This window comes from Pedobacter sp. Leaf176, from assembly GCF_001424305.1.
In the GTDB taxonomy this organism is placed as follows: Bacteria; Bacteroidota; Bacteroidia; order Sphingobacteriales; family Sphingobacteriaceae; genus Pedobacter.
The window spans coordinates 328,917-355,152 of sequence record NZ_LMPD01000005.1 but is presented as its reverse complement, the minus strand read 5'-3'; the positions used below and the strand labels follow the sequence as shown (position 1 = coordinate 355,152).

Below are 26,236 nucleotides of genomic sequence, written 5' to 3'. Positions count from 1 at the left end.
GTATTTTAAACCAAAGATATAACTGCCCATAATGCAGCACTTGAAATTACTATCCATAAAATTACGCCTTGTAACAGTGGCATTATCCCCACTGCTTTCAAGATAGTAAATGAGAGTCCGCTTCCTATCAGGAACAAGGTTAAAGTTAAGCCTGCTTTTGCTAATGCTACAAAGTAGGGCGCAAAAGGCTTAATAAAAGGTAAGTAGGTGTTGGCGATCATTGCCAGGATAAATAGCCCTATAAAATAGGGTATACTAACTTTGCTATTGTTGCTTTTGAACAGGAAAGATGTACCAAACGCTACGGGAACAATCCATAGTGCTCTGGCTAACTTAACAGTTGTGGCTATCTGTAGTGCTTGTTCACCATATTTACTGGCTGCCCCAACAACAGAACTGGTATCGTGAATAGCAATGGCACACCACATACCAAATTGTGACTGTGACAAGTTAAGCGCATGTCCGATAGCGGGGAAAAGAAATAAGGCCACCGAGTTGAGTATAAAAACAGTACCCATTGCAACGGAGATCTGTTTTTCTTCTGCGTTCATTACAGGCGACAATGCAGCAATAGCACTTCCACCACAGATCGCCGTTCCAGCTGATATCAAAAAAGATGTTTTACGTTCTATTTTAAATACTTTTCCCAGGATAAAACCAATGATAAGCACTCCGAAAATAGAAACTACGGTAAACAGTACGCCTTCTTTTCCTGCTTTCATTGCACTGAATACATTCATTCCAAATCCTAGCCCGACAACAGAAATTTTTAGCAGCAGGTTTGTGGCCTTGTGATTTAAATGCAGATAGGGATGTTCCATTAGTTGCGCCAATACTAATCCTAGCAATAAGGCTAAAGGAGGCGACATAAATGGAAAGAGGCACAGCAAAACTGCCAGGATGAAGATAATTTTACGGGTGTTTAAATTTAAGTTTAGCAGGTTACCCGCCTTTATTTTAGAAGAATTTGAATTGTCTTTGATTTGTGTCATAATTTTGATTGTCTTTATTTTCTAATTCAAAGATCCATAACTAATAAACCCCGATCAAATCATTAAAACTTATCTTCCATAACTTCATGTTATAGAAGATAAGTTTTTAGACATTATTTATTCCCAACCCCATTTTTTGAAAATGAGATGTCCTTTATCGGATTGCATAAACTTGATAAAATCCTCAGTTTCCGACTTATGCGTACCAGTGCTACCCCTCACTACAGGTGTACCTCTATAGACTGTTTGTGTAACAGGAATCCTAACCATTGAGGTGAGGTCTGGTAAACGGTTATGCCAGGAGCCAAATGTTATCCAGGCATCATATTGAGGATCATTTTTCCATGCAGCAATACCCAATGCCGAATTTGCAAATGTACCTGCTATACGCTGCTGTATGTTTGCAATCAGATCTTGTCGACCTGCCAAATCTTCCCAAAGCCCCATTTGCCCAGCCCCATTCACATCAAGAATTTTCACACCTGGTTTACAGAGATCGCCCAGATTTTTGATGTTTTTAGGATTGCCGGGCCGTACCAGGATCGCTGCCGCACGTTTATATAACTCTGTCCGAGAGTTCGCCACTATCATGTTTGGGTGGTCAGACATGAATTTTGAAAGCATGTATTCTGCTCCTCCAAAGAACAGATCTGCATGTTTCATTGCATCCGGCATCCATTCATTATCTGGCCCGGCAGTGACTTTAATTACGATATCATGCTGCTTTCCAAAAACCTTCGCACATTCATTGATCGGTCCGAGCGGCCCACCGGGACCATAGACATATAAAGTATCGTTTGGGATTTGTGCATTCCCAATGGTCACTACAGCAACGACTGACAATATGGTTAAAAATATATTTTTCATTGTGTTTATGTTTAAGGTAAATCAAAACCAAACTTTTTGTAGATGGCAGCAGCCTGCGGACTGATCAAAAAATCCATAAAATCTTTTGCAGCGGCCGGATGTGGCGCATCTTTTAACTGTCCCGCTATATATTGCGCATGGATATTCTCTTTTTCAGGAATTTCAATGAGCTCAACAGGATGGCCAATCATTTTCTGATAGTAGGCCTCAGTATACCATACTGGAGCGGCGTCACTTTCGTTGTATAGGATCCTCATTGGTGATTGGCGATGATGGATCATGGTAAGATAAGTAGTCTTATCTTTAACTTTATCTTCCATGATGGTAGATTTTAATGTTTCCCCTCCAGCTTTCACATAGGCTTCTTCAATACGTTTACCGATCCCTTCATTCTCTGGATTGGGCATACTGATCCTCAGCTCTTTATTTGCTAAATCTTTGAGTGACTTCAATGCCTTCGGATTTCCCTTTTGGACCATGATTGCCAACCTGTTTCTAGCATATAAAGTCGTTTTGCTAAACCATTCAGGGGTCATGTCTATCCGGTTCTTACCAGCTGTATAAACATCCGGCTTTAAGGTAATTCTCATGTTGCCCACCACAATGCTACCGGTTTTTATTTGTTGGGCTAAAATGCCTGGGGGAAGCGTTTCGGCAAATACCCGCTGATAATGTGGATATGACTTTTTAAAGGCTGCAATTAATTCGTCAATGCACATAAACTGGTTACCGGCAAAGAAAACCACCAGTTGGGGATCATTAATGTCTCCAAAAAGATCAGGCACATTGTCTACTCCAGGTACTGTGAACTGAACTTTACTTTCAGGTGGAGTATTCCAGGGCGGATCAAAGCGATGATCCTGGGCCTTAACATTTCCACAAAGCAATAAAAATGCAACTGTGACTAAAAAGGTGTGATTTATATATTTCATGATTTTCTAATTATTTGGTTTAAGGATGTACAACTGCCCATCCCTGATATTGACGGATGATGATTTCACCATTGCCGCTGGGTACATAACTGATAAAATCAAATAAGGTATTTTTTTCGATTTTCCTTTCTCTGACGGTATTTTCACATTGTGCAAGAATTACTCCTCTGGATTGCAGTTCTAACAATGTTTTTTCAAAAGATCCGTTCTTCTGGTAAACAGCTACGCCATCTCCAAAGGCAATAAGTTCTGCATTGATTTTCCCTTTTAACCTGGGATCGTCGAGTGCATTTTTTAGGTTTCGAAGTGTTCCTGCAATCTTTTTCTCATCACCGTTATTGATTACATACAGTGCCTTATAATTTTTCAGGGTGGCTTTTGCCCCTGTAAAATTAGCAGGTGTAGCTTGGGCAAAAGTGGCCGAGGTTGCTGCGATCAGCAAAAATAATGTACAGATTAAGGTTATTTTTTTCATGATTTTAGATTTTGATGATTTATTTAGTTGTTAGTTTTACTTGTTTTTCGGAGGTTACAATTGGTGCAAATGGACCATACTTATGTTGATTTTCAGAAAATTTGTCGGCATATGGTCCGTATGGCGCATCAAAAGGTTTTTTTAACAAATCAGGGTAATCTTTTCCCTGATCTTTATGTGGTCTTGGCTGTGAGTTCACAAAAGCAGCGAGATCCCAGGCCTCCTCATCACTTAACTGCGCATCTCCATATCTGGCACCATATGGCATATTGTTCTTTACGAACCCCGCAAAGTTACTGAGTCTATACATCCCTGCGCCATCATTGTAGCTGTGTTTGCCCCATAATGGCGGATAAACATAAGTTAGTTTGTCTTCACCGAGTATTCCCTCACCATTTGCACCATGACAACTTTGACATTTACTGGTATATAAAATCGCTCCATGTTTGACATTCGCTGCCCTATCCAGGAATTTTAATTTTTCGGTTCCCGTTCCAAACACTTTCTCCCCTTTTTTTACACCTGTTCCAAGCCATTTCATATAAGCCAGCATTGCCTGTATCTCTTTACTAGATTCGTCTGGTACTTTGCCTGCAAGACTTCGATTGAAGCACTCTGCAATACGTGCCGATGCAGGTTCAACCTTTCCTGATCTGCCACTCATTTTAGGAAAACTGGAAATAAAACCAGCATAATTATTTCCGAACAGTTTGGTTCCACCCTCGAGGTGACAATTCTGACAATTCATACCATTTGTAATACGGGCTATGGATCCATTTGGCCCAAAATATTTGCTCGTATGTGCTATTAATTCTTTGCCATACCTGATCATCTGGCCGTACTTGGTGTCCGCCGGAATCGTATTTTCATCAGGCGCTTTCCAGGCATCAGCAGGTACAACCTGGCTTTTGACGTTAACAGCAGCTATACCGGTTTCCACATCCTGTTTGGTTTTTGCTGTCACTACATCTGGCTGCCCATTAAAAAATAAAGTGCAGATGAAAATGGTTCCACAAGCAACAAATAGAAACGCAATGATAGCCGTTGTCCTGGCTGTATATATAAGTGCTTGTCTGATTTCTTTTTCTGTTGATTCCTTATTCATAACCAATATTTTTCTGTTACAAATGTGCATTTATTCTACTCATCAGAAAAAGCATAAAAAGTTATTGATGATAACGTAAGGTTATGATGTCAGTACCCGTTGAAACAAATTGTTTGTATCTTAGGTTATCTACTAAAACCGTGTATGATAGATTTCCGTTTGCAAGTATTTTATGCTGTCGCTAAAAGGCTGAATTTTACAAAGGCCTCGGCAGAGTTATTTATCAGTCAGCCTGCTGTAACCAAACACATTAAAGAATTAGAGCAGGAGTTCAAAATGTCATTATTTGAACGCAGTGGAAACAAAAAAATCAGCCTCACCCCAGCCGGCGAATTATTGTTGCATTACGCAGAACAGATTTTTGGAACTTACCGGGAACTGGAATATGATATGAATCTACTTACTAAACAGCATAAAGGAATATTGAGGATTGGTGCCAGCAGTACTGTGGCACAATATATCATTCCACCTGTATTGGCACAGTTTCACAATAAGTTTAAGGATATACAAATTCAACTGGTTACCGGAAACACAGAAGATGTAGAGCAGCGTTTGATTGCTAAGGAAATAGATTTTGGAATCATTGAAGGCATCTCCCGGAACCCACAGATTAAATACGAACAATATCTAAAAGACGAGCTGGTGCTGGTGTGTTCTGGTCACAATTATGCCATGAAAAAGGAAATGATCAAACCGAATGAGTTGAAGGATTATGATTTATTACTTCGTGAACCTGGTTCTGGTACACTAGATGTTATTGCATATGCTTTAAAAGCACACCAGATAAAGGTGGGGGACTTAAATATAGAAATGCAGTTAGGTAGTACCGAAAGCATTAAATCCTATTTGATTCACAGCAAATGCCTGGCTTTTTTATCTATCCACTCCATATTGAAAGAGCTCAAGAATAATGAATGCCGCATCATAGATATCAAGGATATGGTTATCGAAAGGCCGTTTCATTTCATTCAGCTTCATGGTCAGCAGGACGCTCTGGCGGAACTATTTATGCGCTTCGCTAAAAGCTACAACTATAATGTATAGTGTTACCGAAATTTCGAGGCAATATCAGCCAGCTAAAGTGCTGCTGCTCTTTGTTTCTGAAGCTCCTGGAGGTGACGATAAACATTTTTACCTGGGAAATACTAATCTGTTTCGAACAATTTATCTTGCATTTAGTGAGGTATTTGGCGATTTTAAATCTGTAGAAGATTTTTTGCAGTTCTTTAAAGGCACGGGATGCTTTTTGGAACATCTAACTTGTACACCTATTGATAAATCGTCAGTTAAAATCAGAAAAAACCAGAGGCAGGGGGGAATAGAGCAATTAGCTCATAAAATCAGAACATATCAACCCCGATTAATCATGATCCTAATGAAAAGCATTGAACAAGAGGTTAAAGAATCTATTGACCTATCAGGCTTATCGTTTATCGAAGAAATTGCAGTTACCTGCTATCCTGCCGGCACTGAATCAAACAGGCTTACTTGCATCCGGGATACCAGGGTTATCATCTCCAAACTGGCATCGATATTGACATAACATGCAAATATATTGCTGTAATATACCGATACAGAACAAGATGAAAATTCAAGATCAGGAAAACACCAAACAGCATGCAGGAGACCATTTGGCTAATGAAAGAACATTTTTGGCCTGGATCAGAACCAGTATTGGTATCATGGGATTTGGCTTCGTGGTGATGAAATTCTCGCTATTTATCAAGCAGATCAGTGCCGCACTGGGGAGTAAAGTGCCCCTGCACCAAACCGGAGATTCCCGCATTATCGGGATTTTTCTAGTTGCCCTGGGAGCAATTACTATCATTTGTTCTTACTTAAGATATAATTCAACGAAAGAACAATTGAATCAGGGGGTGTATTACCATTCAACACTTTTTGTTAAAGTTTTAACCGCTTTAGTTTTCATAGCTAGTATACTTTTACTGCTCTACCTTATTAAAACAACATAGGCAGTTAAATCATCTGTACTTGATGCTTTAGAAAAGAGAGGAAGGAAAGCGGTCGATATAGCGTTGTTTTTTGATATAAATTGCTGATTGCATTGGTCAAGGATCTTATAAAAATTTCACCTCTTTATGATAATCCACAGGAACAGGATAAGTCAATATTTTATGTTCCCGTAAATATTTTGGGTACCGCAATACGCTGTGAAGAATATATACCTGAATGGCCACTGAAAAAATAGGCTGTAAAACAGGCTACCGCAAAAAACATGGTGTATTCACTACCAAAAAGTTCTATACCCATAATCGTACAGGCAAGGGGTGTATTCGTTGCACCAGCAAAAACAGCAATAAATCCAAGGGCAGCAAACAAACTAACTGGAGCATTTAATAAGGTCGAAAGTGCATTGCCTAATGTTGCGCCAATATAAAACAAAGGCGTTACCTCACCACCTTTAAATCCAGTTCCTAATGTTAAAGTTGTGTAAATGGTCTTCCATAACCAGCTCCAAGTATCTGCTCCACCAGGCTGAAAAGCAGAGGGAATTGTAACGGCTCCTTGGTATTCGCTATCCACGCCCAAACTTAAGTAATCCGGTTTCCCGATGGCGTAAGTCAAGCCTATAATAATCAGACCACCGATAACAGGAATAAGCCACTGGATCTTACATACTTTAGAAAAAAAGGCCTTGATCTCATGCACCATTACAGCAAACAGGTAGCTGGCCAGACCAAACAATGTGGATGCTAGAATAACCTTACTAAGCAGGAGTAGGTTTACCGGCAGGTATTCAGATAGAAAGTAGGCACTTTTCTCTATGAGATCGATGTGATAAGCGGTATGATGGATGCCCCAGGCAGAGACAGTAAGATCACCAAGCACGCTGGCAATTAATGCGGGAAGTAAAGCCTTGTACTCTATTCTTCCAATGGCCAGAACTTCCATTGCAAATATGGCACCGGTGAGCGGTGTTCCGAACACCGCCCCAAACCCGGCTGCAATTCCCGCGGTAAGGAGCATCTTGGTGTCTACCTCATTTAGCTTAAACCAGCGGCTAAACATTCCTGCGATGCTTCCTCCGATTTGTACCGCGGTTCCCTCTCTTCCAGCCGATCCGCCAAACAAATGGGTAATCACTGTAGTTATTAAGATTACTGGCGCCATCTGCCTGGGCACTCCACCACCCGGCCTATGGATTTCATCCATGATCAGGTTATTTCCTTTTTCTGAGGACCTACCAACTGACTGATAAATCAGGTGGATCACAATACCTGATAAAGGTAGCAGAAAAATGAGACAGGTATGCTGAAAGCGAAAGTGAATGGCCCAGCCTAGCAGCCAAAGGAACAAGGCAACCATACTTCCTATTGCAATGGCAACAGGAAGTATAAGCAGCGTCCATCGAACCGCATATTTAAAAACCGAAAGGTGTTCAAATAAAAATTTATTATGTTTCATTGTAGGTTAGCGGCTGATTTATAATTTTTTATAAAAAGTATTGATTCCTGCAAATGATGCCCTATCACCAAGTTCTTCTTCTATCCGAAGCAACTGGTTAAATTTAGATACCCTTTCAGAGCGGCAGCCACTTCCTGTTTTGATGTGCCCCGCACCGGTAGCGACAACCAGATCCGCAATTGTCGTGTCTTCAGTTTCACCACTGCGGTGAGAAATAAAGCAATTGTAACCGTTTTTTTGGGCTAGTTCTACGGCCTTTAGCGTTTCGGAAACTGTACCGATCTGGTTCAATTTAATCAGTACGCTGTTTGCAATGCCCTGGTCGATTCCCTGCTGGATAATACTCGGGTTGGTGCAGAATATATCATCTCCAACCAATTCCACTTTGTCTCCCAAAAGGCTGGTCAGCTTTTTCCATCCCTCCCAATCGTTTTCGCCCAACCCGTCTTCCAACAGGATAATTGGGTACTCTTTTAACCATCCTTCCCAAAAGCCAATCATTTCATCTGTTGTGATCCGTTCTTTAGAACTTTTATAAAATTCATATTTTCCATTATTCCACATTTCGCTGGTCGCTGGGTCAAGACAAAGGGAAATATCCTTGCCTGGAGCAAAACCGGCAATATGTATCGCTTCCATGATGATTTGGACGGCTTCCTCATTAGAACTCAGATTTGGCGCAAACCCACCTTCGTCACCAACTCCGGTATAATAGCCTTTCGCTTTTAGCAGACTTCTCAGGGAATGAAAAACAGCTTCGCCCATACGGATACTTTCCTTAAACGAGGGGGCGTTATGAGGGGCAATCATAAATTCCTGAAAATCGATGTTGTTATCAGAATGCCTTCCCCCATTAATGACATTCATGCACGGTACGGGCATTACGTAACCTTCCCTTTCCACTAGCTGCCTATACAAGGGAATCCCTTTTGCAACGGCCGAAGCCCGGGCGAAGGCGATTGAGGCCGCAAGCATCGCATTTGCGCCGAGCCTTGATTTATTCTCGGTTCCATCCAGACCAATTATATGATCATCGAAGGCCTGCTGACCCTCAAAGGATAAGCCGGTGACTGATTTGCCGACTTCGACGTTAATCCCTTTTACTGCTTTTTCCACGCCTTTACCATTATAGCGCTCTGGATCACCATCTCTAAGCTCTACGGCTTCTTTTTCACCCGTACTTGCCCCGGATGGAGAAATACCCCTTGCTGTTGTTCCGTTAAGAGTGACTTCTACTTCTACTGTCGGATTGCCCCTGGAATCCAAAATTTCACGGGCATGAATTTTAGTTAATTTCATAGTTTTTTGTTTTATATTGATTTTTAGTATTTCGGTTGCTTACAAATAATTGAGTTTCTCAAAAGATCAAAACCAGTGTTCCCCCAATGATCAGCAGGGCACCAAAGAATACTTTCAGGGTAAGAGCTTCTTTCAGGAACACCATTGCAAGTATAATAGTTAGGGCAATACTCAACTTATCAACAGGGGCGACCTGGGACACTTTCCCGATCTGCAAAGCCTTGTAGTAGAATATCCAGGACAAGCCGGTGGCAAGGCCAGATAAAAAAAGAAATAGCAGGTTATGCTTTGACAGTTCCGTAATTCCTTTAAGTTCGCCTCTGGCCATTACGATCCCCCAGGCTACAATCAGTATTACCACCGTTCGTATGGCAGTAGCCAAATCAGAATTGACATTGGTTACGCCGACTTTTGCAAAGATGGCCGTAAGGGAAGCAAAGAAAGCTGATAATAGCGCGTAGATCCACCACATAGTTTTATGTTAATTTTCCGTTATTGAATAATTCCAAAGTAAATGAGTACAAGAACCGTTGCTCCGGCAATGATCCGGTAAATGCCGAACCAGCGGAAAGAATGCTTTTGAAGATAGGTGATGAAAGAGCGGATGGCCATCCATACATCCCACCCGCACCTGCTTTACTTAAATGAATGATCGTAGTTAGATTCGGTTCATGGGAAGGGCGTAGACGCTTAACGGTGTTTTTAATCAGTCCTGAAGCAATCTGATCTGCACTAGCAACTAGTAGCGCAATGGTAATAAGAACCTGCCAAATTTTTTTGCAGAAATTCTGGAAGAGGCAATAAATAATGAAGGCATAAAAAGGAAGCCAAAAACGCTTATCACTGGCCCAGTACATGATCGTATCCCAGAATGCATTATGGTGCTGATTTATCCACAAGAACCATTCAGTTTCAACCGGCAGGACCATTGCTAACACTGATCTCACTTTGGCAGACAGACAAAGTAAGACAAGCGCAATTAAGATAGCTGCCAGCAATAAGAGTTGAGAATTTATTTTTAATTTTTTCACCTACAATACTTTGACCGGCAGATTTTATTACCTGCTGGAATTTCTATTGTAGGCGCCATCAGCTTTTGAAAAAAGCGGTTGAATCGGAAGGACACCATTTCCGTATTGCAAATATAATACTAATAAAATGATGTGCAAAATCTTAAAGTAGGTGTTGAGAATTTAATTTATCACTATTCCTCCTTATTTGAATACGAGAACCAGTTTCTTATTCTTCTACCGTTTAAACAAGCATCATATCACGGGATTAAAGCTTTTCTTAAACAAAATGAAACCGCCTGGAAATAACCATGTTATCTATATAGGAATTTTTTTTATAACCCTAAAAAATTAAAGTTATGGGATACCATGAATGGAAAAACTGTATTGATGCATGCTTAAAGTGTGCTTCAATTTGCAATCATTGTGCAAGTTCATGCACTCAGGAAGAAGACGTGAAAATGATGGCGCGGTGTATTGAGCTTGATATGCAATGTGCAGCCATCTGCTACTCTGCCGCTCAATTGATGAGTATGGGTAGCTCTTTTGCTCAAGACATTTGCCGTATTTGCGCAGATATTTGCCAGCAATGCGGAGATGAGTGTAGTAATCATCATACCCAGCATTGTCAGGAATGTGCAGATGCTTGTAAGGCTTGTGCGGAAGAATGCAGAAGAATGACAGGAGTAGCTGCTTAAGATGCCAATCACCGTGAGCATTAATTGATTAAGGGCAGCATTCTAGTTGCCCTTTCATTTTTATAAATAGGCAAATTTATTCCATTCATTTTATTTTCATTATTCCCTCCTTTTAAAAGACCGCCTTGCTGATGTGGCCACCATTGAATCTTTACGGCAAAAGAGAGAATTATGGTTTGTTCGACCAATCTGGCTTGGGCCAAAAGTTATACACTCCATTATTCCACCGTTTTCTGAGAATTATGGTATTAATTTACCCTTTTATAAATAGAAGTGATATTTATCTTGACAAACCCACTTTTAGTGTAGAACTCCTTATCTCTTTAAAATTTGATAATGCAAAGGACGTAAGCTTTTTTGGGTTGATTTTTAGATATCTAAAAAAATGAAGAAGAGAAGATATTTTTTTGAACAATTAAGGGAGGATTTTGCTGAGTTTTTGCAAAATCCTCCCTTAAATATAATGGTATTATCTTAGGCTATTTGGCAGCTAAAATGTCCAATTTTTCTATAGACGGAGGTGTTGCCAATAGGTCTGGTGCATTTTCCATTAATGCTTTTGCGATCTTACCGCCAAGGTGTGCCTCTCTGCCTTCTTCGTTTGAAAAAGTATCGTAAATACCGAAGGTAGAAGCATCAATACGGAATGCATACCACGTAACGGTACCGGCTTCTTCAAGAGCAAGCGGTAATGCTCCTGTAATAAAATCTTCAACGTTTTTTTCTTGGCCGGCCTTTGCTTCCAACCGAACTAACAATCCTAATTTTTTCATTGTTTTTATTTTTTAGTTAAAAAATTCTTCAATCAGACAAAATTAGAAAAACCAGCGCTGCTTCGTTTATTAGTTTGGTTCGATAAGTTATGAAAAGAGGTCAATTTGAGTGGATGTGGTTGGGGCTATACCCAAATTCATTTTTAAAGGCTGCACTAAAATTTGACAAGCTGCCATAGCCAAAGTCCATAAAAATTTCGGAAGGTGTGACTTGGTTATTATGTAACAATTCTTTGGCCTTGTTAAGCCGTTTTTGCTGAAACCATTTCCCTGGAGATTCCTGGTATATACTTATAAATTTTCTCTTAAAAGTAGAGGCACTCATATTGCACAGAAAGGCTATTTCGTCAATATTCAAGTTCGTATAAAGGTTCTTTTCAATTACCATTTTAAATGATAATTCTCTTTCATTGATTAGTAAATAATGTAAGTAATCTAAAAATACCGTCCCATATTTATCCGCCAGATAAAGCATTATTTCTTCAAATTTCAGTTCCAAAATCTTTTGAGAGATAGATTGTTGCAAACCAAAAATCTGTTGGAGCGAATGAATATAATGGATGATAAAATTGTCTTTCTCTAAAAGGAAATAAGGTATATCCGTTATCTTTTTATCTGAGGCATTCTGACTGAAAGAATGGGAATGTTTCAATAAAAAATCGGTGATGTTTTTGTGAGAAAAGAAGAAGAGTAAACAACGGTATGAACTTACACCTACCAGTTCGGTAACCAAAACATTATTAGATGTGATAAGTAGCGATTGTGTTTCATTGATTGAAATGATATCATTAGAAAAGTGAATGTTTTTTTGACCATTCAATAAGAAACTGAATACATTTTTATTCAGGCCAATCTTGTTTCTATAACCGTTCTTATACACTTCGTAATTGAAAATTTGCAAATCCGAAGTATGAGTTTCGTTATGTTCCCATAGATCTTCGGGAAGGTTTGTAATGTCCATCGTCAAAATTAAATTGATTTTTTACGGAGTGTTCTTTGGTTGTGTCATTAAGAAATTTGTTCCAAAAGCGATTTTAGCCATTTGAGTTTTTTCTTGCTGTAAGGAGGGTACTTGATAACGCCTTACCACCTGACGAATAGATAAGCTCAAAAAGCTGTTGCTTTCTTTCATCCATCTTTTTCGGGAATATTTCCAAAAGTTTTTCCGAAACCTTTTCTGCAAAGCTATCTAAGCTTGTAAGGTCTTCTTTAGAAATATCCCAAAAACCTGCGGGAAGCCGAATCTCATCTTTTCCAAAATCTGTCCCGTTGTATCCGAGCAGGTATTCGGCACCGAGCAAGGTAAGACATACCATAAAAAGCTTTGTTTGCTTTTTGAAAATATACCGCCTTGCTTTTTTATCCAGATTAAATAATTCGGCTACCAATGGTTCCTGATCTGTACAGCTAAACATAATGTCCACTCTTCCATCGGGAAAAATAATGACTTCTTTATCTTCATCGGTATGATTGGCACATAGCAGGAAACTCTCCACAAAACCGGAGAGCCGTTCGTCAGGAACAATTTTTATGTACTCAAAATCTTGCATCGTTTTTATGTGCATCTGACCTGGGAAGAAATATTGGATATTCTTAATCAATCTGTCAGATGAATCATATATGCAAAACTAACAAAATAAAAAAACAGTCTAAAATACACCACCACACCCGGCAAATGCTGAGTGTGGTGGTGTAAGATTTTACATTAATGAGGTCGTATGGGCTGTTACAACTTATAGATTTCTTTTAATGCTTCTTTCAATGCCAAAGGTTTTCTTCCCAAAAGGTTTTCCAGATCGTTTGTTACCTCTTCAAACTGGTGGTTTTTCTGATCTTCGGCAAAACCGGCGGTTAGTAAAATGGCAAATTCGGGAACGCCAAACTGCTTTAGTTTTTCGGTAAACTCTGTTGGGTCGGCATTGGTGTAAGAAACCGATTTGCCTGATAATTCCGAAAGAGCCTGAGCTACATCGGTGTACGAATACAGTTCGCTGCCTGTAATTTCATAGGTTTTATTTTCGTGTCCGTCCTGCAACAAAACATTGGCAACAGCTTCTCCCATTTCCCTGCGGAGGGCAAACGGTGCTTTACCATCACCGGCAGGCAGGTAAATTCCGGCTTCAAAAACGTGCTCTCCCACATACATCGGTATCACATCGGTGTACAACGCATTGCGGAGAAACGTATAGACAAGGCCGCTGTCCTTGATGGCATCTTCTGTTTCGAAATGGCTTGCCATCAACCATTTGATAGCGGATGTGCTCAGATCTTTCAGTGAAACACCAGTGTAAACAATATGTTGTACACCCGCTTTTTTGGCAACTTCTACTACGGCTTTTTGCTGTTCGCCCCTGTTCTGAGCTACCGTTGAAATCAGTAAAAGTTTGTCTATTCCTGCAAAGGCTTTTTCCAGCGATGCGGGATCGTCAAAATCGCCAATGCGTACCTGTACACCCTTATCTTTCAATGCCTTTGCTTTTTCCTCGCTTCTCGCCAATGCAACAAAGTTCTCTGTTGAGGTATGTTTTAACAACTGGTCTATTACCGCTGTTCCCAAATGCCCTGTGGCTCCTGTTACTAAAATCATTTTTTCTATTTGTTTACTATTTTCTAATGTGACAAAGTTACCTATATTTGCTATACAATTTATATGACTATACGATTGTATAGTGCTATACAGATGTATAGTTAATATAAATAAAAGTAGTTGTTGACAGGAATTTTACGAACAAAATAATTGGAATGATGGATAGCAGGTATTCAGATATTATGAAGTGTGACAGGGGTTTAATCATGGCACTAACAGACACGCTGAATGTGGTGAGCGGCAAATGGAAACTGGCGGTGGTATGCACCTTGCTCAGTGGTAAAAAACGTTTTACGGATATACAAAGGGCAATTACGGATATTACGCCCCGAATGGTTTCCAAGGAGCTGAAAGAGCTGGAAGTCAACGGTGTGGTCAGGAGAAATGTGATTAACTCCACACCGGTTTTGATCGAGTATGAATTGACACCTTCAGGTGAGCAGCTTTATGAGGTCATCCAAAAAATGGTGGAATGGGGCTTGCAACATCGGGAGATTACGCTTAATGGGATGGAGGAAAGAAAGGCTGATGAAGTCATTATATCCGGGTAAACTGTTTTTTAAAACCGGTTACTTTCTATTCTGAGGTTTCAAATTCAGCACCACGATCTCGCTCTTTGTGCCTACACGCATCGGCGGGCCGTACGTACCGATGCCCTGCGACACAAAAACGCTGGTTATTTGAGATCCTCCCAGAATTCTAATAGGATAGCCTGATGTGCTTCTAAATCAGGCTATCTTATAATATTACCATTGGCCTAACTATATTATTGATTTGTAACGCTTTGAACGCATATTAAATGCATATTCAGTTCCTTCCATTACATCGCATATCTCTTTCTTAATAACCCGGTCTTCAACAGTCCCTGATTGTAACACAGAAAGTTTCTTACTTTCAGAATCCATAGAGTGTATGTATTCTGCATCACCATTAACCGGAATATTCGCGTTATGGGTGACGACAATGATTTGGCGATGTTCCTTTGCCTGATTCAAGCGGTCAACAATCAGTTCATAGACAAGGCGATTGTCCAGATCATCTTCTGGCTGATCCAATAATAGCGGCATTGTTCCCTGACTTAGAATAATAGTTAAAATTGCTGTTGTTTTTTGTCCAGCAGAGGCTGTACTCAGAGGCTTTAATGCTGAAGATCCTGAAGGCTTATACTTGATTGAGATTTCATCCTCAGGCCAGAACAGTTCAACTTCGTCCATTTGCGATTCGGTAAGATCTGCAGCAAGATTTCTGAAATATCCGCTTATGCCCGTTACTACTAACCCGGCTTTTGAATCTACAATGGCTTGTTTCACGGTCACCATTTTTTGCTCTGTAACTCCTGTAAAAGCTATCTTAACTAATTGGTCTATATCACTTTCAAAACCAGTTGGCTTCTGTAAAATCCCCCTTAGTCTGACAACAAAATCGCCCTTATCCCTAAAAGGAATAATAGTCACATTAATTTTATCGTCCTGCATTAAATTCTCTACATGGTCTTTCCTTGCTTGGAATATCTCGCGAGTCTTGGCGAAGAAGTCGGTCTTGATACCTTCCCTTTCAGTCATTTCTACACTCAGCGACGTTTCAATCTCTGTTAGGCGCTCTAGCTCAGCAGATTTGATCGTTCTGGCTTCTGTAAGCGCTTCAAATCTAGTAAGATCGTTCATACCTTGTTCCGCTAGTTCTGCCTTTTTCGCTTCAAAATCACTTTCATTTGCTCGTAAACTATTGGCCCAAGAACTGGAAGTTAAAGCGATTTCAAAAGTACTTTTAAGTTGGACAGCTCTTTGCTGTAATGCTATCAACTCAACTTTGATAGCATTGTATCCATTCACAACAGCTTGAGATAATTGTTCCAGCTCAGTTGATTCAGATGCCTCAAAACTATCGAACTGGATATTATCAACAACGATATCTTCAGCTGCTTCCTCTAATAGCCCCTCTTTCGTTTGGGCTTCATTGACAAAATCATTTATCAACCTTTTCTGGGTTGAGAACTTTTCTTTATCAATGAGCAATGTCGCTATTCCACTTTGCTGGTATAGTGATATCTGATCTGTCAGATCTGTTATCTCTGTCTGAAGCCTGCCTTTCCCCGCGATTTGTTCCTGTTTAGTTCTAATTGCAGCAGACTTTTCCAAGAATGACAGGCGTAAAACATCACGCTCATTTTTAATATCTTCCAAGCCTTCAACAGATCGGTCAATGCGTTCTCTTAAAGAGTTCGGCTTTTGTGCAATTTCATAGATCTGCTTTTGTGAATAATGTTCATATTTTAGAAAATCAATATACCCTTCAGCCGATTCAGGAAGCCATGCCGAAGTAACTTGGTCGTATTTCTTAATGCTAATCGTTTGGCGACTAGAATCAGTTATGTCAGTAGCAGTAATCTTGTGTAAAATACGGTTACGGACAAATTCGACAACTATTATTGTTCCCTCTTTAATAACGCCTTTCTCCGTCTTTGAATCAAACTTTTTATAGAAACCATTATGGTCCGATATTATTTCATTCAGTCCTGAAATATCTAAGGTGCGGTTAAATAAGCCTCGGATAAACCTGAGGATGCTTGATTTACCGCTACCTCTTCCACCAATGATCGTTGTTAATTGAGGGTTAAATTCAATATGTAATGGAATGCTTGCATGCGTCACATGCGATCCCGTAATCATAATAGATCTAATCCACAGGTCGGGTGCTTCATATGGGTGTTGCTGATAGCTAAAGTCATTACGTATCCTAAACTTAGGCATCAATATGGCTTGCCTAAGGCCTTCCAAGGTGGGCTGTTCGTCCATTTTAATCCAGGTATATCTAGAACCGATACCATCCAAACCATGCTTAGAATCCCCTGAATCATGAGGATTATCTGAGAAAGTCAGAACCGCCAACTTAGATGAAACTGCATATTTTGCCGCAGTGAACCATTTCTTAATGGTAGTGTCATCAATACGAGGAGTTGGTTGACTATAATACTCATTTAGGCTATCCCTTAGTTCTGTATTTTCTGTTGTAGATAAAGATTGATTTAAGAACTCCTTGTGAACCACCTGAACTGCATTAATGTAACCCAATGCATAAAACTTCTCTAGATTAGCAACGCTTACGTCACCCAAACCATTAAACTCATCAACGTGTGCGGGTATGATTAACGCCCCTTCCTCATTGGCAATGTCTGCGACATCAAAAATATTCATAGAAGTGAAAGCCTCCGCATTAGCAAAATCCGAACGACTAATTCCGCATCGGATTAGGAAGTCATTAACGTCCGCAGTGGTTTTCTCGACATCAAAGAGGATTAGCAGATGGATTTTAGAAGTGTCACATGTGATTTCCACACCAGGAAAAATTACAAGGCCAGTACCAGTGGCTGCATTTTTAATCTGATCAATAGCATTACCAGAATTATGATCGGTTACGGCAACACAGTTCAAGCCCTGATCAATGGCTTTTTGCACCCATTGTTCAGGAGAAACGGTCTGATCCCGGAAACAAACACTTTCAGTTGTATGTAAATGCAGGTCGCATTTTAACCAGCGTGTACCTTTAAAATATATTTGAGAAGCCATAATATTAAGATGACCTTAAAGCTACAGAAACACAATTGCAATATTGAAGTTAACATGATTTTGCACGTATTAGAACCAAATAGCACTACGCCAACAATCCGTCGATCACCCAAAGACTTCATAATTCCCTCCTTTAAAAAGACGGTCCTGGCTGATCTGACTTTAATTAAAGCTTACGGCGAAAAAAGAAATTTCGGTTTGTGTGATAAATCTTGTAGTATCCATTATTCCACCGTTTTTTGATAGAAAAAGAGATGAGTATTTGATAATATTTGTGAACTTAAATAATAGAGTGCACGATTTCTTTAACGATATATTACCTTTTAATATTTTAAAAAAAACGACCAATTAACGATAGGCTCACTATTAAATGTAATGGTTGCTTTTACCTAGCTTCAAATAATCCTTGTGCAAATTCATCTGGTAAAGGACTTTCCAGTATTCCCTGAGAAGCCATGTTAAGGTCATAGGCGACCCTTCTAAATTCTACTTTAATACTTTCCGGATCCGATACAGAACTCTTCTTATCTATTGTTAGCATAACGTAACATCCCCGTGAATCGCCATCCTTTGGTTTTCCAACCGATCCTAAATTGATTACATGTTTAAAAACACCGGCACTGCTTTCCATTATCCGGTGATAGGGTTTATGAGAATGGCCGACAAATAATAGGTCAGCATTTGCTTCTTCCATCATTTCCAGCACCTGTTTTTCTTCGGTATCAAACAACGTATATTCATCTACACTCCGGGTACTGCCATGAGCCATTACGATGTTTAATTTTTCACTGCCTTGCTTAAATTCCAGTCTGATGTGCGCAGGGAGCGTCAACAAATAATCTCGATGATGTTGTTCAACTAAGTGGTAAGCATACTTTTTACCAGGCTCGCTTAAGCTCTGGGGCGTAGTGATCAGGTTTTCTACTTTTAAGTCATGGTTTCCGGCAAGGGTAGCTATACCCCGCTTTCTAATTTCAGCAATGACTTCATTTGGCCACACGTTGTAACCTATCAAATCGCCAAGACAGTATATAGCATCAGCAGTCTGTTCGTCCAGGTCTTCCAACATGGCCTTAAAAGCCGGAAGGTTAGCATGTACATCCGAAAAAAGTGCAATCTTCATTATTGTATTGTTTCTAAGGTCTTAGCTGGATAGTATTTTTTTCTGAAGTAAAAAGCAAGGTTCACCAGGGCAATCAGTGCAGGAACTTCTACTAAAGGGCCGATCACTCCGGCAAAGGCTTGACCTGAATTGATTCCAAATACGCCAATGGCGACAGCAATAGCGAGTTCAAAATTGTTCCCGGTTGCCGTAAATGCGATAGAAGCGCTCTTAGAATAGTCTGCACCAAAATAACGTCCTGCAAAAAAGCTCATGATGAACATGATGGAGAAATATATGACCAGTGGAATGGCAATTCTAACTACATCCATGGGAATGTGTACGATTAATTCTCCTTTTAAACTGAACATGATCACAATGGTGAAAAGTAAAGCAATAAGGGTAATGGGAGAAATCATAGGTACAAAGACATTATTGAACCATTCTTTTCCCTTTATACTAATCAGCACGTATCTTGAAATAATTCCAAGCGCAAAAGGCAACCCTAAATAAATCGCAACACTTTTAGCTATTTCACTAATCGTAATATTAACCTCCAGGCCTTTCAAGCCAAAATAAGGAGGCAATACCGTAATAAAGATATAGGCAAAAACACTGTATAATAATACCTGGAAAATACTGTTCAATGCAATCAGACCTGCTGCATATTCCCTGTTTCCTTCGGCAAGTTCATTCCAGACTACCACCATGGCAATACATCTGGCAAGGCCAATTAGGATCAGACCCACCATATATTCCGGATAGCCCCTTAGGAAAATAATGGCCAGAAAAAACATTAGTAATGGCCCAATTACCCAATTTAGAATAAGCGAGACGCTTAATACTTTAGTGTCTTTGAATACTTCACCCATTTTTTCATAACTCACCTTTGCAAGCGGAGGGTACATCATCAGGATCAGTCCAATGGCTAAAGGAATGTTTGTGGTGCCACTGGAAAAGGAATTTATAAAACCAGAGGATGAAGGCACGAAGTAACCTATGCTCACCCCAAGAGCCATTGCAATAAATATCCATAAGGTTAAATACCGGTCAAGGAAACCAAGTTTTTTTCTTTCGGCCACAGGGGCACAATTATTTGCGCTCATTAAGTCTTTTGGTTTATATGTTCGCTGATAAAGTCATCCGAGTAAACTTTAATCAAGTCTCTGACCCTTCTGAATTCGTCCATGACTTCTTCCGCAGTTCCAGTCGCTTTTGCAGGATCAGGAAAGTTCTGATGAAAGCGCTCCACCTTGCCAGGAAAATAAGGACAGGCCTCGTTTGCATTATCACATACGGTGATCACTGCATCAAAAGGAATAGACAAGTATTCATCTACATGGTTAGAGGTATGAGATGAAATGTCAATGTGGTCTTCTGCCATGACCTGCACCGCTTTTGGGTTTACCCCATGGGTTTCTATTCCTGCACTATAGATATTGGCTTTACCTTCTGCATAATGACGCAGGTAACCTTCAGCAAGCTGGCTTCTGCAGCTATTTCCTGTACACAGGACTAATATATTTTTCAATTTTGTTTAAATTATGGTTTTACTTCTTCTTTCTAATAGGACGGTATCCCGCCAGGTGTCATGTTGTTTTCCAATCTTTTCTCTAATGCCAAGGATCCGAAAACCCGCTTTCTCATGAATTTTTAAGCTTGATGCATTTTCCGGAAAAATTCCAGCCTGCAAAGTCCAGATGCCTTCCTGTTCACTTGCCTTGACTAGCTTATTAAGCAGACCAGATCCAATACCTTTTCCACTAAACTCTGGATCAACGTACACGCTCACTTCTGCAACCCCGGCATAAACGCATCTGGAAGAAACAGGGGTTAATGCGGCCCATCCACGGATAGTACCATTCTAATCATAGACAAAGCGACAAGTTTTTAAATGTGAATCGTCCCATTCCTCAAAGGTTGGGGCAGTGGTTTGAAAAGTGGCATTGCCAGTTGCAATTCCCTTTTCATAAATAGATTTAACCTGCTCCCAATCTGAAAAAACTAAAATTCTAATCCCCATGTTTTTTATTTAGCAGCAGCCACCACCTGGAGTACACGCATTTGCGTCACCTGCCAGGTTTACCATTTCAAGTTTTTCTTTTTTTGCCGGAATGCCGCATTTGTCCATGGCAAGGCAAGCAGTCGTTTTTGAGGTCAAAACAAAGTTATCCCCGTCAAAGGCTAGGTCATATTTACCTATGGTTTCAGACTGATATTCTACTTCTATATCAAGATCTTCCATACCGATAACCTGCTCAGACAAAGAAATGATGTTCAATAATTTTCCTGCTTTCAAACGGTGCTCAAAATCATTGGCATCCCAAAGCTGGAAATTTGCTACTTTCTCATGTCGTACGGTACCTCCGCAGTCGATAAAGTCTTTAGTGATTATACCAACTTCGGTAACATGAAAATGCTCAGGCACAGCCTGACCGTTCTCTAGTTTAAAATTAACGCTTTCTCTTTTAGCCAGGATTTCTTTAATTTCTGATAATTTCATAACGATATATTTAATATTGCAATTTAACGATTGATTTAATCTTTAAAAAAACTAACAGCAGTCAGCTTCTTGTATGTAAGCGCCTAAAAAAGCACCCATCTGGGTCTCTATTAATTTCCAGGTTACCGGATTGATACAATAACAAACACTGACTCCTTCAATGGTACCCTGAATGATTCCAGCAGTCTTTAATTCTTTTAAATGTTGGGATATCGTCGCCTGGGCAAGACCAAGTTCTTCGACCAGGTCCCCACAGATGCAGGTATTCGAAGCAAGTATCCTTTGTAAAATTGCGATACGGGCAGGATGGGCCAATGCTTTTAGTAAAGTAGCCAATTGGTTTTGTTCGGCGCTGAATATTTCTGTTCTTGTAAGTCCCATAATTGTATATTGCAATGTTACGATTAAATAATTTAATATGCAACTTTGTTAGAAACCGAGTAACTCTTTATTTAAAATAGATATGGCGCAAAGACAGGTTTGTCCTACCCTTTGTACCATATCTATTAAATCTAACTAGCTAACCTAATACTTACAGGTTTTATCGCACTTCCCAGAACCCTTACATGCTTTACTGCAGTTATCCATACAGTTCGGTTTGGTACAAGTTTTGGAACATTTGGTACAGTCATGCAATTTTGTATTGCAGCATGGAGTATTGGCGAAAGAAATGGAAAATATAGTGATCACCATTATCATGGTGATAAATAAAAACTTTTTCATGTTTTAAGATTGAATGTTTAATTAATTAATGAACTGATAAAATTGAATCAAGCAATAAATTATTAAACAGCAGGCGGACGCCAGCTTACCGAAGAGTATCGAGACAACTCTCCAAGGTAATTCGGGATGGATACTTTCTTCATGAAGATAGGAAACAAGGATGCAGGAGATAAAACTTCACTTTTCAGAAAAGTAATATTTATACAGATGGTCATTGTTTGACAGGCGGTCGGATTACATCGGTTTTTCGATAAATCGGTGCATGATGACTCCTTGGTCATTTCATGACAGCACTTGTCTGATGCACTTCTTTGCATGCTTTTTGCATTTCCTTCCATAAATGGGAAAACAACAATACATAAAGCCAGAAACAAGACCATGATCTTCATAAGGCGAAATTACGACAAAGAGTACTTATAGATCTTATATAACTTTGAAAAATTTTTACATAATTCCGTGAGTCACCTAATATTTATCAAAATTTGGTTAATAGTAGACTAAAGTAAATAAGGCAATGTCATTTTGTGATTTGCCAATCCATAACTAACTCATATATCAGCTTTTTAAGATGAAATATTAAATTTTAGAACAAAACTTATAAATGATTTGTATTAAGTTAGTTACCTGATAATGAGAAAAGCCTATGCCATAAGTTTTGCAGTATTCTACCTGTTATTAACAACAGGCATGTTTGTCTGTATTGTTCATTGTGCAGGTGAATATTTACTCGAACCGCAGGCAAGCAATAATCATCATAACAAAGCCAAATCCCATGAAGAGGCCAAACCTCATACCCATAAAGAAAAACCGTGTTCTAAAGAGAAAGATTGTGAGTGCTGTGACCAGCATGGGCAGTATGCCATCAGCGAAAATATCCAGAATTCGTCCAGCCCATTTTTCACTGCCTTTGCAATTTTAACTTATCCAACAGGTTTTAAGGATCTCTTCATCTTTCGCAAAGAAAAAAAATCTATGGATTGGCCAAAGGGTAATGCACCACCTGGCCTTTTAAAAACTCCACTTTATATTTCCAACTGTACCTTCCTGATTTGATCAAGCTAGGACTATTTAATAGTCCATGGAACATCCCGTATCCTATATATTTTCATTTAGCTTGATCTTTTAAAATGTTATTACATATAAAAAATATGGTTTGCGACCGTTGCACAATGGTTGTACGCCAACAATTAGAACACCTGGACTTGCAGGTTTCAGAAATCTCTCTTGGGACGGCTCTTGTCTATCCTGACCCTTCGGAAAATAAACTGAGAGAAATAGCAGCGTCTTTTAAAGTGCTTGGCTTTGAGCTGATCGATAATGAAAAGGATAGGTTGATTGAAAGCATCCGAAACACCGTTATAGAAATTATACATCATTCGGATTTAACCCAACATATTATCTTCAGTCAGGTATTAACGGATCGCTTACATAAAGATTATAGCTATCTAAGCCGCCTATTCTCTGAAAGCGGAGATCTGACCATTGAAAAATTCATTATCCAGCAAAAGATCGAAAAGGTAAAAGAGCTGCTTCAATATGGGGAACTCAATCTAAATGAGATCGCATGGAAAATAGGGTACAGCAGCAGTGCACACCTTTCAAATCAGTTTAAATCAGTTACTGGTCTCTCTCCAAGAGAGTTTAAGACCATGAAATTAAATAGCCGAAAGCCACTGGACAAAATATAATCAATTATTTATTAAAACTAAACAATGAAAAACAAATTAATCATGCCATTAATTGCCATAGCGGCAATTGTGGTAAGTTGCCAAAACCAGCAATCCAGTAGTCAAACGAATGATTCGCTAATGAACGGTGACAGTTCCGCCCATGCGATGAGTACCACGAAAAGTAATATGGCAGATTCGTCCATTATGTTTTCCATGAACCAGATGATGGAAAATATGCATAAGATGGAGAAATCAGGAAATGCGGATCATGATCTTGCAGCTTCTCTCCAGGAACATCATAAAGGAGCTGTTGATATGGCAGAGGCCGAACCAATGTTTAAATCAATGGCAACAAAAATGATTGCTGACCAAACAAAGGAAATCCAAGAGTTCGAAAACTGGCAGGCAGGGCATAAATAAAGTTGATCCACAACTAATTGTATCAATAAACCAATCTATTTAATACTTATAACTATGAAAAATAGACTAAAAATGCTATCTCTTGCCTCGCTATTAATTTTTGCGCAGGCATGCAGTAAAGATGATAATCAAATCACTATTCAGGAGCACGATAAAAACCAAATGATGACCATCATGCACCAGATGATGGATAAGATGGATGCCATGGAAATGACCAAAGATCCTGATAATGATTTTGCCATGATGATGACAATGCACCACCAGGGAGCGATTGATATGGCTAATGCAGAACTTAAAGATGGAACCGATGCCACGATGAAAGCAATTGCACAAAAGATGATCAGCGCGCAGACCCAGGAAATTGCCCAACTCAACACATTTTTACAGGCTCATCCTGCACATTTAAGCGTACCGGAATTTGATGCGCAAATGATGATGGGCATGGAGAAAATGGGGCGTAATGCAGACCTGCAAATTATAAATGGAAGAATAGACCATGATTTTGCGATCCTGATGGCCCAGCACCACCAAAGTGCTATCGAAATGTCCAAAATGGAACTGGACTACGGAACCCATTCAGAGATGAAAACAATGGCTTCTAATATTATTGAAGACCAGGAAAAAGAAATCAAGGAGTTACAAGAATGGCTATTGGCAAATAACAATAAATAAATGTTTCAAAATCTGAAAACATGCTCAAATTGGGCATGGTGCATTGCAGGGAATATGCAGAGGCTTGCCGCCAATGCGAAAAATCTGTGAGCAGATGGCGACAGCTGCTTAGATCAGTCTGATAATCTTACCTGTCCTAAATGGATAGGTAAGAATTATGTATATTTTTTACAAAACTTTATAAGTTTAGCAATAGAAGTCCGCTTATCTTTGACTGGTAGTACGTAATTAAAGAATATTACTATATTTATATAAATGAAATCCCGTTCATCCATACAGTTTAAGGCTGCCTTTTTAACTCTTGTATTCCTTTTGAATACGGTAGTAGGCTTCGCTTGTGCTGTTGGAACTAACATGGGCTTCAATAATGGGCATCACCAGGAGCAGGGAAGGGTTCATTCCAGTGGACATACCCGTAAACACAATCAGGCTCATGATCATTCCAAACATAGTCATGATAAAAGTACTGGAACAGATCATGCCTCTAAAAGTCAAAAAGACAATTGTTGCAAGGAACAAGTAGACAAATTAACAAAAGCAGATAAGTTGACCCAACCAGGGTTTAATTATAATTTGCTGTCATCTTCATTTTTCCTTTTGCCTTCGGCAGTTTATCGAATAGGCGAGGAGGTTACTTTTCCAGTAAATGTTCCCAATACCTATTTTGTCCGGCATTGCCGTCCGCCAATTACTGACGTACGTATTGCCATACAAAGTTTCCAAATTTGATTTTAAAGCTTAATCGTTTTTCCCGATGGTATTAACCATTGCAGCTCAATAATTATTCTATTAAAATTAAGAAAATGAAAAAGATATTTCTAATTGTTGCTATTATAGCAACATCCTTTGTGCAATATGGATTTGCACAAACTGACCATGCTGATCATCAAACGCAACCTGTTGCACTCCTTCCTTTATACTATAATATTAAAGACGCCTTAGTAAGTGGCGATGCAAAACTTGCAGCATCAAAAGCCCAGGAATTTGTTAAAGGGGTAAACAGCACTGATTCCAAAGTAATTAATGAAAATAGTAAGAAGGGCTTATTGGAACATGCTGTTAAACTTGCTAAAAGCAAGGATCTTAAAAGTGAGCGTGAGCATTTTGCCGGTCTTTCAACCAGCATGATCACCTTGGCTAAGACATCAAAATTATCGGCTGAACCTGTTTACCAAATGTATTGCCCAATGAAAAAAAGCAATTGGCTAAGCAGTGAAAAAGCAGTTAAGAATCCGTATTACGGCAGTGCCATGCTGACCTGCGGAAATGTGGTAGAAACTATAAAATAGAGGTTATTATCTAAATAAGCCCTATGCAAAAGCATAGGGCTGTTTATCTATTTTTATTTTTTTCAGCATTTAAAAGCTCACCTATTTTCCAGAAAAGATCTTAGGTTTTGTAGACAAGAAATGTTGC

General features: G+C 39.4%; 33 protein-coding genes and 1 riboswitch. Of the genes, 11 read left to right on the top strand and 22 right to left on the bottom strand.

The genetic code is table 11. The features are described 5' to 3' along the window. Positions 1 to 5: 5 nt before the first annotated feature. The 5 genes from ASF92_RS16015 to ASF92_RS15995 all read right to left on the bottom strand — a co-directional run bounded on the left by ASF92_RS16015 (position 6) and on the right by ASF92_RS15995 (position 4,371). Positions 6 to 992 carry a YeiH family protein gene (locus tag ASF92_RS16015; protein WP_008245480.1) on the bottom strand — a complete coding sequence of 329 codons (987 nt, stop codon included), beginning with the start codon at positions 990 to 992 and terminating at the stop codon, positions 6 to 8. Positions 993 to 1,109: 117 nt separating this feature from the next. Further along, the gene (locus ASF92_RS16010; RefSeq protein ID WP_008245473.1) at positions 1,110 to 1,859 is read right to left on the bottom strand and encodes a substrate-binding domain-containing protein; all 750 of its coding nucleotides are present in this window, start codon (positions 1,857 to 1,859) and stop codon (positions 1,110 to 1,112) included. Between the two features lie 11 nt (positions 1,860 to 1,870). After that, on the bottom strand, positions 1,871 to 2,791 hold the full coding sequence (locus ASF92_RS16005; RefSeq protein WP_056095399.1) for a substrate-binding domain-containing protein: 921 nt from the start codon (positions 2,789 to 2,791) through the stop codon (positions 1,871 to 1,873). Positions 2,792 to 2,810: 19 nt separating this feature from the next. Continuing rightward, positions 2,811 to 3,266: a DsrE family protein gene (locus ASF92_RS16000; RefSeq protein WP_008245470.1), complete on the bottom strand. Its 456-nt coding sequence runs from the start codon at positions 3,264 to 3,266 to the stop codon at positions 2,811 to 2,813. Positions 3,267 to 3,285: 19 nt separating this feature from the next. Continuing rightward, positions 3,286 to 4,371, bottom strand: a complete 1,086-nt coding sequence (locus tag ASF92_RS15995; RefSeq protein ID WP_082489587.1) for a c-type cytochrome — start codon at positions 4,369 to 4,371, stop codon at positions 3,286 to 3,288. A gap of 144 nt (positions 4,372 to 4,515) precedes the next feature. Between ASF92_RS15995 and ASF92_RS15990 the strand changes: the two genes are divergently transcribed. Genes ASF92_RS15990 through ASF92_RS15980 form a run of 3 tightly spaced genes read left to right on the top strand, consistent with a single transcriptional unit; the run spans position 4,516 to position 6,344 of the window. After that, a complete protein-coding gene (locus ASF92_RS15990) occupies positions 4,516 to 5,415 on the top strand; it encodes a LysR family transcriptional regulator (protein WP_056095397.1) in 900 nt (299 codons plus the stop codon). Next, complete coding sequence (locus tag ASF92_RS15985; RefSeq protein WP_056095394.1) at positions 5,408 to 5,914, top strand: hypothetical protein; 507 nt, start codon at positions 5,408 to 5,410, stop codon at positions 5,912 to 5,914. Before ASF92_RS15990 ends, ASF92_RS15985 begins: the two co-directional genes overlap by 8 nt. A 40-nt stretch (positions 5,915 to 5,954) precedes the next feature. Next, complete coding sequence (locus ASF92_RS15980) at positions 5,955 to 6,344, top strand: YidH family protein (protein ID WP_008245456.1); 390 nt, start codon at positions 5,955 to 5,957, stop codon at positions 6,342 to 6,344. Positions 6,345 to 6,504: 160 nt separating this feature from the next. Here ASF92_RS15980 and ASF92_RS15975 read toward each other — a convergent pair whose 3' ends face one another. The 4 genes from ASF92_RS15975 to ASF92_RS15960 are packed head-to-tail and all read right to left on the bottom strand — an operon-like array spanning position 6,505 to position 10,127. Further along, the gene (locus ASF92_RS15975; protein ID WP_056095390.1) at positions 6,505 to 7,797 is read right to left on the bottom strand and encodes a voltage-gated chloride channel family protein; all 1,293 of its coding nucleotides are present in this window, start codon (positions 7,795 to 7,797) and stop codon (positions 6,505 to 6,507) included. A gap of 18 nt (positions 7,798 to 7,815) precedes the next feature. Then, positions 7,816 to 9,096 (bottom strand): phosphopyruvate hydratase, encoded by a 1,281-nt coding sequence (gene eno / locus ASF92_RS15970; protein ID WP_008245454.1) that lies wholly within the window; start codon positions 9,094 to 9,096, stop codon positions 7,816 to 7,818. 58 nt (positions 9,097 to 9,154) lie between these two features. After that, positions 9,155 to 9,568, bottom strand: coding sequence for an EamA family transporter (locus tag ASF92_RS15965; protein WP_056095387.1), 414 nt, complete (start codon positions 9,566 to 9,568; stop codon positions 9,155 to 9,157). A 4-nt stretch (positions 9,569 to 9,572) separates the two neighbouring features. Beyond that, positions 9,573 to 10,127 (bottom strand): hypothetical protein, encoded by a 555-nt coding sequence (locus tag ASF92_RS15960; RefSeq protein ID WP_124910972.1) that lies wholly within the window; start codon positions 10,125 to 10,127, stop codon positions 9,573 to 9,575. 42 nt (positions 10,128 to 10,169) lie between these two features. Then, positions 10,170 to 10,238, bottom strand: a riboswitch (Fluoride riboswitch). A 227-nt stretch (positions 10,239 to 10,465) separates the two neighbouring features. On the opposite strand from ASF92_RS15960, the gene ASF92_RS21610 reads away from it, so the two are divergent. Beyond that, positions 10,466 to 10,804 carry a four-helix bundle copper-binding protein gene (locus ASF92_RS21610; protein ID WP_008245450.1) on the top strand — a complete coding sequence of 113 codons (339 nt, stop codon included), beginning with the start codon at positions 10,466 to 10,468 and terminating at the stop codon, positions 10,802 to 10,804. 479 nt (positions 10,805 to 11,283) lie between these two features. Here ASF92_RS21610 and ASF92_RS15945 read toward each other — a convergent pair whose 3' ends face one another. The 4 genes from ASF92_RS15945 to ASF92_RS15930 form a co-directional block, all read right to left on the bottom strand. Next, entirely contained in the window at positions 11,284 to 11,577 is a 294-nt protein-coding gene (locus ASF92_RS15945; protein WP_047096321.1) for a putative quinol monooxygenase, read from the bottom strand. Positions 11,578 to 11,677: 100 nt separating this feature from the next. Next, positions 11,678 to 12,538 carry an AraC family transcriptional regulator gene (locus ASF92_RS15940; RefSeq protein ID WP_056095381.1) on the bottom strand — a complete coding sequence of 287 codons (861 nt, stop codon included), beginning with the start codon at positions 12,536 to 12,538 and terminating at the stop codon, positions 11,678 to 11,680. Between the two features lie 73 nt (positions 12,539 to 12,611). Beyond that, positions 12,612 to 13,127 (bottom strand): hypothetical protein, encoded by a 516-nt coding sequence (locus ASF92_RS15935; protein WP_142528595.1) that lies wholly within the window; start codon positions 13,125 to 13,127, stop codon positions 12,612 to 12,614. 176 nt (positions 13,128 to 13,303) lie between these two features. Further along, positions 13,304 to 14,164, bottom strand: coding sequence for an SDR family oxidoreductase (locus ASF92_RS15930; RefSeq protein ID WP_056095375.1), 861 nt, complete (start codon positions 14,162 to 14,164; stop codon positions 13,304 to 13,306). A 155-nt stretch (positions 14,165 to 14,319) separates the two neighbouring features. Here ASF92_RS15930 and ASF92_RS15925 point away from each other — a divergent pair, with 155 nt between their 5' ends. Then, a complete protein-coding gene (locus tag ASF92_RS15925; protein WP_056095372.1) occupies positions 14,320 to 14,715 on the top strand; it encodes a helix-turn-helix domain-containing protein in 396 nt (131 codons plus the stop codon). 210 nt (positions 14,716 to 14,925) lie between these two features. On the opposite strand, the gene ASF92_RS15920 is transcribed toward ASF92_RS15925, so the two are convergent. From ASF92_RS15920 to ASF92_RS21060, 9 genes are all read right to left on the bottom strand, one after another. Next, the gene (locus ASF92_RS15920) at positions 14,926 to 17,730 is read right to left on the bottom strand and encodes a TrlF family AAA-like ATPase (RefSeq protein ID WP_056095370.1); all 2,805 of its coding nucleotides are present in this window, start codon (positions 17,728 to 17,730) and stop codon (positions 14,926 to 14,928) included. A gap of 385 nt (positions 17,731 to 18,115) precedes the next feature. Next, positions 18,116 to 18,853 (bottom strand): metallophosphoesterase, encoded by a 738-nt coding sequence (locus ASF92_RS15915; RefSeq protein ID WP_056095367.1) that lies wholly within the window; start codon positions 18,851 to 18,853, stop codon positions 18,116 to 18,118. Beyond that, the gene (arsB, locus tag ASF92_RS15910) at positions 18,853 to 19,938 is read right to left on the bottom strand and encodes an ACR3 family arsenite efflux transporter (protein ID WP_056095362.1); all 1,086 of its coding nucleotides are present in this window, start codon (positions 19,936 to 19,938) and stop codon (positions 18,853 to 18,855) included. The genes ASF92_RS15915 and arsB overlap by 1 nt, the downstream gene beginning before the upstream one ends. Beyond that, positions 19,938 to 20,363 carry an arsenate reductase ArsC gene (locus ASF92_RS15905; RefSeq protein ID WP_056095358.1) on the bottom strand — a complete coding sequence of 142 codons (426 nt, stop codon included), beginning with the start codon at positions 20,361 to 20,363 and terminating at the stop codon, positions 19,938 to 19,940. The genes arsB and ASF92_RS15905 overlap by 1 nt, the downstream gene beginning before the upstream one ends. A gap of 6 nt (positions 20,364 to 20,369) precedes the next feature. Continuing rightward, positions 20,370 to 20,687: a GNAT family N-acetyltransferase gene (locus tag ASF92_RS15900; RefSeq protein ID WP_231729843.1), complete on the bottom strand. Its 318-nt coding sequence runs from the start codon at positions 20,685 to 20,687 to the stop codon at positions 20,370 to 20,372. Between the two features lie 9 nt (positions 20,688 to 20,696). Beyond that, the gene (locus tag ASF92_RS21450) at positions 20,697 to 20,855 is read right to left on the bottom strand and encodes a hypothetical protein (protein ID WP_231729841.1); all 159 of its coding nucleotides are present in this window, start codon (positions 20,853 to 20,855) and stop codon (positions 20,697 to 20,699) included. 9 nt (positions 20,856 to 20,864) lie between these two features. Continuing rightward, positions 20,865 to 21,335: a DUF6428 family protein gene (locus ASF92_RS15895; protein WP_056095355.1), complete on the bottom strand. Its 471-nt coding sequence runs from the start codon at positions 21,333 to 21,335 to the stop codon at positions 20,865 to 20,867. A 51-nt stretch (positions 21,336 to 21,386) separates the two neighbouring features. Beyond that, on the bottom strand, positions 21,387 to 21,716 hold the full coding sequence (locus ASF92_RS15890; RefSeq protein WP_056095350.1) for a helix-turn-helix transcriptional regulator: 330 nt from the start codon (positions 21,714 to 21,716) through the stop codon (positions 21,387 to 21,389). Positions 21,717 to 22,120: 404 nt separating this feature from the next. Then, positions 22,121 to 22,447 carry a hypothetical protein gene (locus ASF92_RS21060; RefSeq protein ID WP_157263928.1) on the bottom strand — a complete coding sequence of 109 codons (327 nt, stop codon included), beginning with the start codon at positions 22,445 to 22,447 and terminating at the stop codon, positions 22,121 to 22,123. 241 nt (positions 22,448 to 22,688) lie between these two features. Here ASF92_RS21060 and ASF92_RS15885 point away from each other — a divergent pair, with 241 nt between their 5' ends. The 6 genes from ASF92_RS15885 (at position 22,689) to ASF92_RS15860 (ending at position 26,109) form a co-directional block, all read left to right on the top strand. Next, positions 22,689 to 23,111, top strand: a complete 423-nt coding sequence (locus ASF92_RS15885; RefSeq protein ID WP_056095348.1) for a hypothetical protein — start codon at positions 22,689 to 22,691, stop codon at positions 23,109 to 23,111. A 74-nt stretch (positions 23,112 to 23,185) separates the two neighbouring features. After that, entirely contained in the window at positions 23,186 to 23,746 is a 561-nt protein-coding gene (locus tag ASF92_RS15880; RefSeq protein WP_056095345.1) for an AraC family transcriptional regulator, read from the top strand. Between the two features lie 24 nt (positions 23,747 to 23,770). Continuing rightward, on the top strand, positions 23,771 to 24,148 hold the full coding sequence (locus ASF92_RS15875; protein ID WP_056095342.1) for a DUF305 domain-containing protein: 378 nt from the start codon (positions 23,771 to 23,773) through the stop codon (positions 24,146 to 24,148). Between the two features lie 54 nt (positions 24,149 to 24,202). Beyond that, positions 24,203 to 24,820 (top strand): DUF305 domain-containing protein, encoded by a 618-nt coding sequence (locus ASF92_RS15870; protein WP_056095340.1) that lies wholly within the window; start codon positions 24,203 to 24,205, stop codon positions 24,818 to 24,820. 255 nt (positions 24,821 to 25,075) lie between these two features. After that, positions 25,076 to 25,549 carry a hypothetical protein gene (locus ASF92_RS15865; RefSeq protein ID WP_056095337.1) on the top strand — a complete coding sequence of 158 codons (474 nt, stop codon included), beginning with the start codon at positions 25,076 to 25,078 and terminating at the stop codon, positions 25,547 to 25,549. 74 nt (positions 25,550 to 25,623) lie between these two features. Beyond that, positions 25,624 to 26,109 (top strand): DUF3347 domain-containing protein, encoded by a 486-nt coding sequence (locus ASF92_RS15860; RefSeq protein ID WP_231729840.1) that lies wholly within the window; start codon positions 25,624 to 25,626, stop codon positions 26,107 to 26,109. The last annotated feature ends 127 nt before the right edge of the window (positions 26,110 to 26,236 follow it).